Below are 12,950 nucleotides of genomic sequence, written 5' to 3'. Positions count from 1 at the left end.
GGCTCGTCGCGAACGGGTTGGCGAGTCTTCGTGCAAGGGGCGCCCTATCCTGGGGTATGGCCAAACAAAGGGAGAGAGCAGAAAAATGAAAAAGTCATTGATGATTGCGGGCGTCGTGGCCGTGACGGGCCAACTCATCGGCGGGCTTATGCCTGTGAGACCAGCATTTGCAGACGACCAGCTATCGGTAGTCTCGATGGGTGGGCGCTATCAGATGGCGCAGCGCAAGGCTTATTTCGAGCCTTATGCCGAGCAGACCGGCGTTAAAATCACCGAGGACGAATATCTGGACGAGCCCGCCAAAGTCCGCGCCATGGTCGAGACCAAGAGCGTGACTTGGGACGTTATTGTTACTGATTTGTCCTACGCCATCACGTTGTGTAACGAAGGAATTATCGAACCTATCGACTGGAAAAAAATTGGCCTCGATCGGGCTAAGTTCATGGAGGGCGACAAGTCTGACTGCGGCGTGCCGACTGACGTCTACTCCGAGGTCGTCGCCTATGACAAGGACAAGCTGCCTAATGGCCCGGAGTCGATCGCCGACCTATTTGATCTTCAGAAATTTCCCGGCAAACGCGGACTGTTTAAAGATCCGTGGGGCAACCTGGAATGGGCTCTGATGGCCGACGGTGTGCCCATCAAGGACGTCTATAAGGTACTTCGCACGCCCGAGGGCGTCGATCGCGCGTTCAAGAAGTTAGACACGATTAAGAAGGATGTCGTCTGGTTTGTGTCCTTCGCCCAGCCGTTGCAGCTTCTCGCCGACGGCCAAGTCGTCATGACCACGTCCGGGAACGGCCGGATCTCTGACGCAAACAAGAACGACGGCAAACACTTCGCAATAATGTGGGATGCTCAGCGACTCGGCGTGAATGTCTGGGCTATGCCCAAGGGAACTTCGCGGCTGGAGGACGCTCACAAGTTCATTGCTTTCGCCGCCTCACCGCAGGCGGAGGCTAATTTCAGCGGGAACATGCCCTACGGGCCAGCCAACAAGGATGCGGTCGCTTTGGTCGACCCCGCGGTCCTGCCTGATCTGCCCACGGCCCCAGAGAATATGGCCAACGCTATGATGATGGACCTTAACTTCTGGGCTGACAACGGCGACGCATTGCGTCAACGCTTTACCGCGTGGCTCGCGAAGTAAAAGAAGTGAGGTGCACCGGGAGAGGGTTCATTCCCTCTCTCGGGTTCCGCTGAGGATCAGAGGAGAAAGCGAATGGCCATGATGTCCGCTCACACTGCAGGAAGCTCCAGTGGCATTCCGCTTCGGGTCACGTTGCAACGCGTAGAGCGTCGGCGCAAGCTGAAGGCCTTTACCCTCGTTTTACCGCTGTTGCTTTTCATCGGAATCACTTTCATCTTACCGATCGGGCGGATGATGTTCAACGCTGTCCACGATGATACACTTCAGGCCCTGTTGCCCCGGACAATGACGGCGCTTAACGGCTGGGACGGCAAAGACCTGCCGGACGAGGGGGCTTATGCGGCCCTCGTCGCCGATCTGAAGCAGGCCTTCGCCCAGAAGACTGCGGGCACGATCGGCAAGCGGATGAACTATGAGCTGTCCGGTGTCGGCAGCCAAGTGGTATCGAGCGCACGCAAGGCGCGCGAACTTTCCGCAGGCCCATACAAGGCAGCGCTGATCGAGCTCAATCCGCTCTGGGGTCAGCACGACGTGTGGAGCCTGCTGAAACGTGGAGCCTCCGCCTATACAGCCTACTACTTACTTCGTTCTGTCGACCACCAGTACGGTCCCGATGGTCAGATCGTCTCCTCGCCGCCGGAGACCGCGATCTTCCAAGACGTGTTCCTGCGTACCCTTGGCATTAGTATCGGAGTGACCGCTACGACCCTGCTCCTGGGCTTTCCGGTAGCCTATCTGCTGGCAACTCTGCCAAGTAAGACCAGCAATCTATTGATGATATTGGTATTGCTTCCGCTCTGGACTTCGCTGCTTGTACGCACGACCGCATGGGTGGTGCTTCTGCAGCAGCATGGCGTCGTGAACGACGCTCTTATAACGCTGCATATAATTTCGCAGCCCGCTGAGCTCATCTTTAATCGAATCGGCGCTGTCGTGGCTATGACCCATATTCAACTGCCCTTCACCTTGCTCCCAATCTACAGCGTGATGAAGACGATCCCGCCGAGTCATGTGCGCGCCGCGCGCTCGCTCGGCGCTGGGCCGTTCTACGCGTTTTGGAAAGTATACTTCCCGCAGACGTTGCCGGGGATCGCGGCCGGCTCCCTTCTGACCTTTGTTCTTTGCTTAGGCTATTACATAACTCCCGCGCTCGTCGGCGGTCCGGGAGACCAAATGGTCAGCTATTTCATCGCCAGGTACACGAACGAGGATCTCAACTGGGGCATGGCCTCGGCCCTTGGCGCCGTCCTGCTCTCAGCCACGCTTCTGCTATATTATGTGTTCAACAAGTTGGTCGGCATAGACCAGATCAAAGTGGGGTGACAGCGATGGCCGCTTTTCCTTATGCCTCTCGAACGGAAAAAGTCTGGTACTACTTACATCGACTCATTTGCGGCGCAGTGTTGCTGTTCCTTATCGCACCCATTTTCGCAATAATTCCACTTTCATTCAATTCGGTGCCATTTTTCACATACCCGATGCCAGCTTTCTCGTTCCGCTGGTATGAGGAATTCTTCCTGACTGATCGCTGGCAAAGCGCATTATACAATTCGATCTTCATCGCCGTATCGGTCACAATCCTCTCTACGGCGTTAGGCACACTTGCCGCACTTGGCCTTAGCCGGCCGAAATTCCCTTGGCGCACGGTCGTGATGAGTCTGCTGATCTCGCCAATGATCGTCCCAGTCGTGATCATCGCTGTTGGAGTCTATTTTTTCTATGCTGATGTCGGCTTGTTGAACACTTTTACCGGGCTGATCTTGGCACACACAATGTTGGCCACTCCGTTCGTTGTCATCACAGTGACCGCGACTTTAACGGGTTTCGACCATTCGTTAACTCGCGCAGCAGCCGGGCTTGGTGCCACACCCGTAACTATCTTCTTCAAAGTCACGCTGCCACTCATACTTCCAGGCGTGATCTCTGGATCGCTGTTCGCTTTCGGCACCTCCTTTGATGAGACGGTGGTTGCCCTCTTCGTCGCGGGGCCCGATCAGCGTACCTTGCCGAAAGTCATGTTCTCCGGGATCCGTGAGCAGATTAGTCCGACCATCCTGGCCGCCGCCACCGTCTTGATCCTGTTCGCTGCCATCATGTTGACTACCATGGAGCTTCTGCGGAGGCGTTCAGAGCGCTTGCGCGGTATTCGTGAGACCTGAGAACCGCCCTGTGGTCAACGCAGTATGGCTTCGATGAAGATATACATCCTATCAATGTCAATGTTCAAGGGAACTAGCGATGCTGCAAACAAAACGCCTGTTACTGCGGGAATGGAAGGACGAAGACGTCGACAGCTTCGCTCGGATGAATGACGATCCGAGAGTTGCGAGATACCTAGGGCAATTCGCTGATCGGGCCGCGATCGAGGCGTGGAGAAACGTTCAACGTGATCATTTCAGAACGTATGGATACGGCATTTGGGCGCTCGAAGATTTGGATACTGGCGGGGGTATCGGGTTCTGTGGGCTTATGAATGTTCCCTATCAGACTCACTTCACACCAGCGGTTGAAATCGCTTGGCGGTTGCATGCTGAGTACTGGGGGCGAGGATATGCAACGGAGGCGGCCTCTGCTGCACTCTCATTTGGTTTCGAGCGAGTTGGATTGAGCGAAGTAGTCGCTTATGCGTTCGTTGAGAATTTGGCTTCAAGGCGCGTAATGGAGCGACTCGGAATGAGTCATGACCCACAAGATGATTTTGATCTGCCAGGTGGAGTGGAAGCCTTGCGACGTGTCCAGGGAGTGGAAGCCTTGCGACGTCAGGTACTTTATCGCCTTAAAGTTGGAGACTGGGTAAAGACGGCGCTGGCGATCCGAGACTAACGCTATAAAATCTGAGTTGCCTAGAAATTCCTGTCATGCGACAGGATAGTGAGAGACACATGCATGCGCTGATTCTGTTGGCACACCCTGAACAGAACTCTTTGAACGCTCAATTGGCTCGGGGCGCCCAGGAGAGACTTGAGATGAATGGCAATAGTGTAGAATTGCTGGATCTCTATCGAGAAGCATTTGATCCGCTTGAAGCCGAGCATCACTATGTCAAGCGCTTAAACAGGGCCTTTTTTAGCGTGCTATCTGAACAACGCCACGCCTCAAACTTGGGCGCTTTGCCTCCAGAGGTCAGCCGCGCCATCGATCAGCTCGATAGGGCCGACCTAGTTATTTTTCAGTTCCCCCTGTGGTGGTGGTCGATGCCGGCAATTCTGAAGGGGTGGATCGACCGGGTCTTCGTGTGGGGGAGCGTTTATAACAGCAGAATGCGCTATTGTGACAAAGGACGATTTCGGGGCAAGCGCGCGTTCCTTTCCGTCACGACCGGTGCGCGTGCGCCGGGCTTTTGGCCAGATGGCCAAGCAGGAAACCTCGACCTGATCCTATGGCCGATCCACTTCAGCCTCTCATATGTGGGCTTTGAGGTTTTGCCGCCACACCGGAGCTTTGGCGCGATAAGTGACTCTGCGCAAGTCGACCTACCGCTTAGAGATGTATCGCCTCGATTGGACGCGTTAAAGGCACATATAGACAAACTTGACAGCCTTGAGCCAATTCGATTCAACGCATCAACCGATTGGGATGACCAAGGTCGGCTAAGGCCGGATGCAACTAGTTTCAGTCCGTTTATCCGGCACTTGCGTCCCTGCGATCAGCGCTGAGATGTCAAGCCACCAAGCCATCCGTTTGCGGCGTCACCTTGCAACCGCGGCAGACTTTCCGAACGCTGTCAAATTCGACGTCGCTGACACCCGCCGTACGCCTCCGAGGAGGGCCGCCTTGCGGGCGAAGGGAGCATGTAGCTGACTGTCGGTATGGATATCGCTACTGACAGTCGCCAAGTCACTCGTCTCGAGATTGTTGACACTGGCCGCCGGCGCCGCTGGTCGGAAGAGGCGAAGCTGCGGATTGTCGAGGAGAGCTATTCGGCTCCGCGGCAAGCATCCGCGACAGCGCGGCGTCACGGGATTTCCAACCCACTGCTGTTTGCTTGGCGCAAGGCGCATCGCGAGGGTCGGCTCGGCGAAGGTGGCGTCTGCGGTTTCGTGCCGGCGGTGATCGTACCGGAGCAGCCAAAGAAGGGTCGAGAACCGGCTGGCGGGCGCATGGAAGTGGTGAGCGCGAATGGCCGCAGGGTGATCGTCGAGCCCGACGTGGACGTGGAAGCGCTGCTTCGGATCATGCGCGGCCTGGAAACGCTGCGATGATCCCGATTCCAACGGGGGTGCGGGTGTGGCTGGCGACGGGACACACCGACATGCGCTGCGGCTTTCCCAGCCTTGCACTACGCGTGCAGGAGATCTTGAAGAAGGATCCGCTGAGCGGCCATATTTTTTGCTTTCGCGGTAAAAGAGGCGATCTCCTGAAGGTCATTTGGCATGATGGGCAAGGATCATGCCTGTTCACCAGGCGTCTTGAGCGTGGCCGCTACATCTGGCCTTCTCTGGCAGACGGAAGCGTTACGATCTCGACGGCGCAGTTAAGCTATCTCCTGTCCGGGATCGATTGGCGCAACCCTCAGGAAACCTGGCGTCCGACGCGGGTCGGCTAGCATTTACATTTTGAAATTGCAGGCAAAATCTGATTCACTGGCCTCATGACGTTGAAGCCGGATGATCTTCCTCGGACCTCGCGAGTGCCCTGGCGGCGCTGCGGGCTGAACGTGAAGCGCGGCGGCAAGCCGAGGCGGTGGCCGCCAGCGCGCAGGCGAAACTATCGGACACCGAGGCGCTGATCGCACATCTACAGCTTATGATCGAGAAGCTGAAGCGCGAGAAATACGGCCAGCGTTCCGAGCGCACGGCGCGTCTGATCGAGCAGATGGAACTTCAGCTCGAAGACCTCGTGACCGCGGCGAGCGAGGATGAGCTTGCCGCGGCCGCTGCGGCGGCGAAGACCCAGAGCGTGCGTTCCTTCACGCGCAAACGGCCGGTGCGCAAGCCCTGGCCGGCCGACATCGAGCGCGAGCGCATCGTCATCGAGCCGCCTACCACCTGCGCCTGCTGCGGCGGATCCCGGCTGTCCAAGCTGGGCGAGGACGTGACCGAGACGCTGGAGGAGATCCCGCGCCGGTTCAAGGTGATTGAGACGGTGCGCGAGAAGTTCACTTGCCGCGATTGCGAGAAGATCAGCCAGCCGCCGGCGCCCTTCCATGCCACGCCACGCGGCTTCATCGGTCCGCAGCTGCTGGCGACGATCCTGTTCGACAAGTTCGGCATGCACACTCCGCTCAACCGTCAGAGCACGCGCTTCAAGGCCGAGGGGATCGACCTGCCGCTGTCGACGCTGGCCGATCAGGTCGGCCACGGAACCTTCGCCGTCATGCCGCTCTTCCAACTGATCGAGCGCCATGTGCTCGCGGCCGAGCGCCTTCATGGCGACGACACCACCATTCGCATCCTGGCGAAAGGCAAGTGCACGACCGGGCGCATCTGGACCTATACGCGCGATGACCGTCCCTTCGCCGGGCCTGCGCCGCCGGCGGCGATCTACTACGCCTCGAGCGACCGGCGTGGCGAGCGTCCTCAGAAGCATCTGGCCGGGTTCGCCGGCATTCTTCAGTGCGACTGTTACAGTGGCTTCGAGCCGCTGTTCGACCCGCAGCGGAAGGAGCAGCCGATCTCGCCGGCCTTTTGCTACGCCCATGCGCGGCGAGGATTCTTCGAACTGGCCGACATCGCGAAGAATGCTCGCGAGGGCAAGAGGAATGGCAAACCGATCTCCCCGATCGCGCTGGAGGCGGTCAGGCGTCTCGACGCGCTGTTCGAGATCGAGCGCGCCATCAACGGCCGCAGCGCTGACGAGCGTTATGCCGCCCGGCAGGAGAAGAGCAAACCACTTCTCGACGACATGCACGCCTGGTTGCTCCGCGAGCGCGACACCCTCTCGCGCTCTTCCGAGGTCCTGAAGCCAATCAACTACATGCTCAGGCGCTGGGCCGACTTCGCCCGCTTCATCGACGACGGCAGAATCTGCCTCAGCAACAACGCGGCCGAAAGAGCGCTGCGCGGCATTGCTCTGGGAAGGCGCAACTGGACCTTCGCCGGTTCCCAGCGCGGCGCCGAACGCGCCGCCGTCATGCTTACCCTCATCACCACGGCACGCCTCAACGACGTCGACCCGAAAGCCTGGCTCGCCGACGTCCTGGCCCGCATTGCCGATCTTCCCGCCTCGCGTCTGCACGAACTACTGCCCTGGGAATGGAAGCGCCTGCGCCAAGCCCACAAGTCCGCCGATCAGCAGGCCGCCTGACCTTCACGCATCGCCATCATAGAGCCCGCCGCGCGCACGCGCCTGTGCCAATCATGCGGCCTTCGTCGTATGCGTACCACCCGCCGACATGTCGCTCATTGTGAACGAACGTGGCGCTTACATGCCTTGGCGGTCCGAGGCTATCCCGTGAGTTGTCCGTTGTCGACGTCCATGTGATCGGGCGAGCGGGAACTCCGTCGCATTGGTCGATGGCCGGCGCGCTCGACGCCAGCCCTTCTGTTGCAGCGGCCGAATGGAGGCCCAAAAAGTAAGACCGTCGTTTAATAGCGAGATTTGCAGGCGATTTTTGGTGCAGGAGGTTGGTTGCCGAAGCAAACAGGAGCAGGTTCGCTCCCTTCTCGAGCCAACTGTCGCCGGCGGTGATGGCCATCACCTGGGCCTTGGAGATCATCGGAACGGCTTCGAACTCGAATGTGTCGAGGGTCTTGCCCGGCAGGAGGCGGGCCTCGGCGAGATGGCGTTCGATACGCCGCCGGTCGCGCCCGGCCAGTTCATGTTCAGTGATCGCAGCCAGGAAGCGAGCGGCCGGCCACCCTTCCTTGTCGGCCTGTTCGGCAAACTGCGGCCATATAAGCTTGATGGCCGGCAGGCGCAGTTCGTTGAGGAGCAAGCTCAACCTGGCGGAATCGACAGCGGGGTTCGTCTTCATGCCGCGTCTCCTGTCAGGTTGGCGCCAAGCAGGGCTTCATAGACGTTGAGCGGAGCAAGACGCACGACGACACTCGGCAGCCGGGCGGGATCCGGAGCGAACCGTCCGCGCAAAGCCCCCATGTCGGGCAATCGCCGTGCCCGTAGCGAGGCGGTCAATTGATCAGCCAGTTCGCTCTCGCAGCCGCGCTCATGCGCCATGGCGAGAAGCTCGACCATGGTGCGGCAGGCCTGCCGCTCAGGCAGTCGCTCTATGAGCATGTCGAAGGTTCGCCGGTAGGCCTCGCGAGGGAAAAGCTGGTCACGATAGACAAGGTTGAGCAGCGCCATCGGCTTTGCGGCGCAGCGAATGGACGACATGCCGATAATTGACGACCTGGTCGTGCTTGCCGGTTGAAGAGGCGCGCCCCCGCGGCAGTGTCATGAGTTGTGTGCCGCCGATGAAGATATCCAGCCGATCATCGAAGAGCCGCACTCTGAGGCGGTGGCCGATCAGGCGTGAGGGCACGGTGTAGAACACCTTGCGCAGCGTGAAGCCGCCCGATGATGTGACGCGCACGGTGACCTCCTCGTAGTCGGAAGTGCGCCGGACGGGCAGTTCCTGGAGTTCGGCCCGCTCGATGTCAATGCGCTTGGAGTTGCGAGCATTCACGCGGCTGACGATCTCGTCGACAAAGCGACGGTAGGCTGCCAGGTCGTCGAAATCGCTCGATCCTCTCATCAGCAGCGCGTCATTGAGCGCTCGCTTGAGATGGCCGTGCGGCCCCTCGATAGACCCGTTCTCATGCGCGATGCTGCGATTGTTGCGGGAAGGCGTCATGCCGTAGTGGCCGCACAGTTCGTCGTAGCGGCGCGTCAGGTCCTCCCGTGCGTACTTGTCCAGGTTGCGGAATGCCGCCGAGAGGCTGTCGCTGCGATGTTCGCGGGGAGCCCCGCCGAGCGACCACAGCGCATTCTGCAAGCCTTCCGCCAGAGCGACGAAACTCTCGCCGCCGAGCACGACGTGCGCATGCTCGAAGCCGGAATAGGCGAGCCGGAAATGGTAGAGCCGGTGATCGAGTGGCTGGCCCGCGATCGTGACGCCGGCGGCGGCCATGTCGGTGAAATCCGACAATCCCATGCGTCCGGGTTCGTGGACCTGCCGGAAAATGACCTCCTGCTCCTCGCCATGGACGGCGCGCCAGGATCGAATACGGCGCTCGACCGTGCGACGAATGCCGTTGCCCAGTTCGGGATGTCGCCTGATCATCTCCTCGAAAATGGCGACCGGCCGGATGCCGGGAGCCGCCCGCAGCAGCGGCACGATCTCGGCTTCGAAAATCTTCGGGAGCGGATCTGGCCAGCGTCGTTGCCGCGGAACCTTCTTTTGTGACGGCAGCCTCGAATCCTTCTCGATACGATAGGCCGTGGCTGTGCTGATCGACGCCTTCGCCGCTGCGACGGCCGTCGTATTGGTCTTCCGGAACTTCATGAAAAGCCTCAATTGGTGATCGGTTACGTGGCGGCCGGGCACAAAGTGATTCCTCCCCAACAGGAAAAACCACCGCATACCCGGTCGACCGTGATCACCAGACGACGCCCGAAAAGGAACGCGCCGCCAGCGGGTTGAAACTCCAGTCGGGCTACGCCCTCCCTGCGTTCCAACCCGCTGGCATTCTCATCCTGATTGACGCTGCGCTCTCACGTTGATTGCCGCGCCGCACGCAGTACCGGGAAAGAGTAGCACGCCTGGAAAAGGCAATCGAAGACGGCCTGCTCGACTGGCCACTCGCGCCGGTAGTCGAACGCTTGCAGGCCTTGCGTGGGGTCCAGCTGTGCGGCTATCTTCATGGTCGAAATCGGCGATGTACGCCGCTTTGCCAACCCGCGACAACTGATGGCTCATCTCGGACTTGTCCCCTCGGAGCGCTCGACCGGGGACGCCGTGCGACGGCGCGGAATCACCAAGACTGGGAATGCCCGAGTGCGCCGCGTCTTGGCCGAGAGCGCCTGGACATACCGCTATCCGGCCAAACTAGGGAAAAGGAAATACTTCGAAAGCCGCCACATGCCTGAAGTCGTGCGAGAATAGCCTGAAACGCACAGGCGCGCTTGACCAAGCGCTACAGGGCCCTGATCGCGCGTGGCAAGCGCAGCACCGTGGCTGTGACCGCAATAGCTCGGGAACTCGCTGCTTTCTTGTGGGCCATAGCCCGAGCGGACGAGCAGCAGGCAGGAACCTGATCCTCGGACGCGACGAAATAATCATCGCGCCTATCGGCGGGGACGAATGGGGAATTCCCGGCATCGCTTTGTGGCCGGCAATGCCGACGCCCGTTGTAAGAGAGGGACCAGCCCCGGACGAATACATGGACATGCGGTAACCAACCCGCGCATCAGAGCTTGTTCACCCACGTCCCCACCGATAGCCGCTCAGTCAATGAGAAACCGACCGAGGAAATCAGTATCGGGTGGATTACTGCGCAGATCGCACTTTGCAAAGGACATCAGAGCGATGCGCTAAGGCACCTTTCCCGAAATGGTCTTGATGGATAAGTCTCTCGTTGGTCCGCGCGCCGGCGCCGATCACTCCGGGTCGTCATAACGGGTGACGTAGTGGAGTTCGCGCAGGGCGGGGATGACGAGGGCGATGTCTTTGTAGGCCTCATGCTCGATGAAGCGCGCGGTCTCGGGCCCCGGCCTGGGCTTGCCGAGGACGGGCCTCTCCTTTTTGTCGACGCAGTAGATCAGGATCGGCAGCAGCAGGCCGTGGTTGGGATTGTCGAGGTCGAGTAGCCGTTTCCATTTTTTGATGTTGAGATTCATGGCGGCGTAGAACCCTTGGCACCACGGACGGGGGTCGATGCCGCCGCTGGGCTTGGTGGCGAATCGGGGCGCATAATCCTGCGGTCTGTCGAAGAGCGTCTCGTTGATCCAGTTGTGGATCCTGGCGACGCTGGCAAACACGGCGTGATTGGTTGCAGAGCCTTTGGTCAGGACATCGCGCGGCAACCCCATGAGCGGGCACATCCAGTCTTGCGGGTCCGCGAACCGCGGCCCGGTGACCGCTGCCGTCACGAAGCCATCCAGCGCCGACATGGTCCGCACCAGCGGGCGACGGTTGATCTTGACGGCCATCCAGGCCTCCGCCGGGTGTGATCACGGATGTAGTCCCGCTTCTCGGACGTGGTGGGCTTTTCAGAGCCCGCTTTAGAAACTCAATTTCCAAGGCTTGCCGGCCTACCAGCCGCTCGAGCGCTGCGATCCGCGCCTCATAGGTCTGCATCGTGTCGGCCGCCGCCACGTCTTCGTCGAAGGAGCCGGCCTCGTATTTCTGAACCCAGATACGGATCAGGTTACGCGGCAGTTCGTGCCGCTTGGCGAGACCATGCAGCGTCTCGCCGGACAGGAACTCCGGCACTACCTGACGTTTGAACTCGATGCTGTGCGTGCGATAAGTCACCATGGGCTTCCATCCTTCGAAAGCCCAGCTTCCAAGTCAATTCTGCTTGTTCATCCTGTCCGGTCCGAGGGGCGCACTCCACTCCGAGGTGGCTCGGGAAAACTGGACAGTCGGGATAAGTGGAATTTGTGCCTGGGATTGGCAGGCATAATGCCGTGAACACGAGAGACCATGAGCAGACGACCGCGCCAGAACCACAGTCAGCCTTCGAGGCGAAAGTGGCGCTTGCGGCGATCAGGGGCGAGACGACGCTGGCCGAGCAGTATGACGTCTACGCCAATCAGATCACGTCGTGGCGTGCACAGTTTCTGGAAGGGGCAGCCGAAGTCTTCGGCGGCGAAAGCAAGACCGAAGCGCCGCCCCAGATCGACATGAAGGAACTCCACGCCAAAATCGGTGAGTTAACGCTCAGCGCATCGATCTGCTGGAGATGCTCGAAGACCGCAACGGACGGGCGTCCACAAGCCAGGTACCGGTCGATCATCGGCGATGATCCCACCCTCGCCGACCCAATCCTCGACCGGCTGGTTCATAACGGCTACCGCCTCAACGTGACCGACGAAAGCGTGCGCAAAATCGCTGGCAAACAGGCTCTTGACGCTGACAAGAAATCCCGTGAACTCATAGCACCGTCGGTTAGGCTCCACGTGCCCACCATGACGTGGAATGGCTGCCCACGATTGCTGGAATGCGCACGATGGGGGCGGGCAGAATTGTGTTTGAAAGGCATCGCTACGGCAACCGGCCTACGCCACGATCGCTAAATGATCCATGCACCAACGCCACGGAAACTAGCCAAAGCCAAGCATTTGCATTTCATGATGGGACCGGTAGCCCAGGATAAATAAAGGGCCGCTGGCCCAAGGCTCAGTGGGCTGCGGAATCTAACGCGGAACCTCGGCCACCAAACCCAAGCGCTTCATATATTTCAAACCACGCATCTTCTTGCTCACCTGCCGTCAAGAGGGCCTTTGCTTTGAAGAAAATCAGTCTTCAACGTGGGCTACCGTTCGCAGATAACCAAGTCGATAAAGTGCGCACAAAGCGCCCAAGGGAACAAACGCTAGATCTCCTTTCTCCTTTCTCCTTTCTCCTTTCTCCTTTCTCCTTTCTCCTGCAGTCGCTGTGGGCACTTCTTGTTAGGCCGCCAAATGGCAGTCCCGACCCGAGCGAATTTCGGAGGAGCTGGCAAATAAAGGGAGGAACAATCATGTCCATGGTGCGCTTCGCTCCTGGCAGACACACGGGCGTCCCGTCAGGAAGAACGCCTTGGTCTAGATCCTCGGCGGGCGCCGTACGTGCAGAATATTATCGGAGTGCAGGAGGAGCGATATTGGACGCAGACAATACTCTTGTAAAGTTCGCGGGAGTCCAAAAGACCTACGACGGCGAGACGCTAGTCGTTAAGGATCTCAATCTGACAATCCCCCGTGGCGAGTTCCT

At 59.4% G+C, this 12,950-nt stretch carries 10 protein-coding genes and 6 pseudogenes; 12 read left to right on the top strand and 4 right to left on the bottom strand.

The window, feature by feature from the left end; translation table 11 throughout:
- The first annotated feature begins 85 nt into the window (after positions 1–85).
- From NKJ77_RS32090 to tnpC, 8 genes are all read left to right on the top strand, one after another.
- On the top strand, positions 86–1,150 hold the full coding sequence (locus NKJ77_RS32090) for a polyamine ABC transporter substrate-binding protein (RefSeq protein ID WP_352536359.1): 1,065 nt from the start codon (positions 86–88) through the stop codon (positions 1,148–1,150).
- 72 nt (positions 1,151–1,222) lie between these two features.
- Entirely contained in the window at positions 1,223–2,473 is a 1,251-nt protein-coding gene (locus NKJ77_RS32085) for an ABC transporter permease (protein WP_352536358.1), read from the top strand.
- Between the two features lie 5 nt (positions 2,474–2,478).
- The gene (locus NKJ77_RS32080) at positions 2,479–3,309 is read left to right on the top strand and encodes an ABC transporter permease (RefSeq protein ID WP_352536357.1); all 831 of its coding nucleotides are present in this window, start codon (positions 2,479–2,481) and stop codon (positions 3,307–3,309) included.
- Positions 3,310–3,388: 79 nt separating this feature from the next.
- Positions 3,389–3,973 (top strand): GNAT family N-acetyltransferase, encoded by a 585-nt coding sequence (locus tag NKJ77_RS32075; RefSeq protein WP_352536356.1) that lies wholly within the window; start codon positions 3,389–3,391, stop codon positions 3,971–3,973.
- Between the two features lie 59 nt (positions 3,974–4,032).
- Entirely contained in the window at positions 4,033–4,806 is a 774-nt protein-coding gene (locus tag NKJ77_RS32070; protein WP_352536355.1) for an NAD(P)H-dependent oxidoreductase, read from the top strand.
- 153 nt (positions 4,807–4,959) lie between these two features.
- A complete protein-coding gene (gene tnpA / locus NKJ77_RS32065; protein WP_352536354.1) occupies positions 4,960–5,352 on the top strand; it encodes an IS66-like element accessory protein TnpA in 393 nt (130 codons plus the stop codon).
- Entirely contained in the window at positions 5,349–5,696 is a 348-nt protein-coding gene (tnpB, locus tag NKJ77_RS32060; RefSeq protein WP_292537414.1) for an IS66 family insertion sequence element accessory protein TnpB, read from the top strand. Before tnpA ends, tnpB begins: the two co-directional genes overlap by 4 nt.
- 45 nt (positions 5,697–5,741) lie before the next feature.
- Positions 5,742–7,396, top strand: a protein-coding gene (gene tnpC / locus NKJ77_RS32055; protein WP_352536353.1) for an IS66 family transposase whose coding sequence is annotated in 2 segments (ribosomal slippage) — positions 5,742–5,769 and positions 5,769–7,396 — 1,656 coding nt in all. Because the reading frame shifts where the segments join, the coding sequence is not laid out codon by codon here.
- A gap of 16 nt (positions 7,397–7,412) precedes the next feature.
- Here the strand turns inward: tnpC and NKJ77_RS32480 are convergent.
- On the bottom strand, positions 7,413–8,066 hold the full coding sequence (locus NKJ77_RS32480; protein ID WP_502902140.1) for an ATP-binding protein: 654 nt from the start codon (positions 8,064–8,066) through the stop codon (positions 7,413–7,415).
- Positions 8,063–9,578, bottom strand: a pseudogene (gene istA / locus NKJ77_RS32045) (IS21 family transposase). Before istA ends, NKJ77_RS32480 begins: the two are co-directional and overlap by 4 nt.
- Before the next feature lie 197 nt (positions 9,579–9,775).
- Between istA and NKJ77_RS32040 the strand changes: the two are divergent.
- A pseudogene (locus NKJ77_RS32040) lies at positions 9,776–10,288 on the top strand (transposase); the annotation flags it as partial.
- 342 nt (positions 10,289–10,630) lie between these two features.
- Here NKJ77_RS32040 and NKJ77_RS32035 read toward each other — a convergent pair.
- Together NKJ77_RS32035 and NKJ77_RS32030 are read right to left on the bottom strand one after the other, a co-directional pair.
- Positions 10,631–11,182 carry a UPF0149 family protein gene (locus NKJ77_RS32035; protein ID WP_352536352.1) on the bottom strand — a complete coding sequence of 184 codons (552 nt, stop codon included), beginning with the start codon at positions 11,180–11,182 and terminating at the stop codon, positions 10,631–10,633.
- Positions 11,183–11,348: 166 nt separating this feature from the next.
- A pseudogene (locus tag NKJ77_RS32030) lies at positions 11,349–11,510 on the bottom strand (transposase); the annotation flags it as partial.
- A 168-nt stretch (positions 11,511–11,678) separates the two neighbouring features.
- On the opposite strand from NKJ77_RS32030, the pseudogene NKJ77_RS32025 reads away from it, so the two are divergent.
- From NKJ77_RS32025 to NKJ77_RS32475, 3 pseudogenes are all read left to right on the top strand, one after another.
- Positions 11,679–11,917: pseudogene (locus NKJ77_RS32025) on the top strand (transposase); the annotation flags it as partial.
- Positions 11,917–12,082: pseudogene (locus NKJ77_RS32020) on the top strand (ATP-binding protein); the annotation flags it as partial. The pseudogenes NKJ77_RS32025 and NKJ77_RS32020, both read left to right, overlap by 1 nt.
- A gap of 641 nt (positions 12,083–12,723) precedes the next feature.
- A pseudogene (locus tag NKJ77_RS32475) lies at positions 12,724–12,950 on the top strand (hypothetical protein); the annotation flags it as partial.

It is taken from the genome of Mesorhizobium sp. M0052 (assembly GCF_040323255.1).
Lineage (GTDB): Bacteria > Pseudomonadota > Alphaproteobacteria > Rhizobiales > Rhizobiaceae > Mesorhizobium.
The sequence above is the reverse complement of the archived record's forward strand: the minus strand, read 5'-3'. Positions and strand labels throughout refer to the sequence as shown.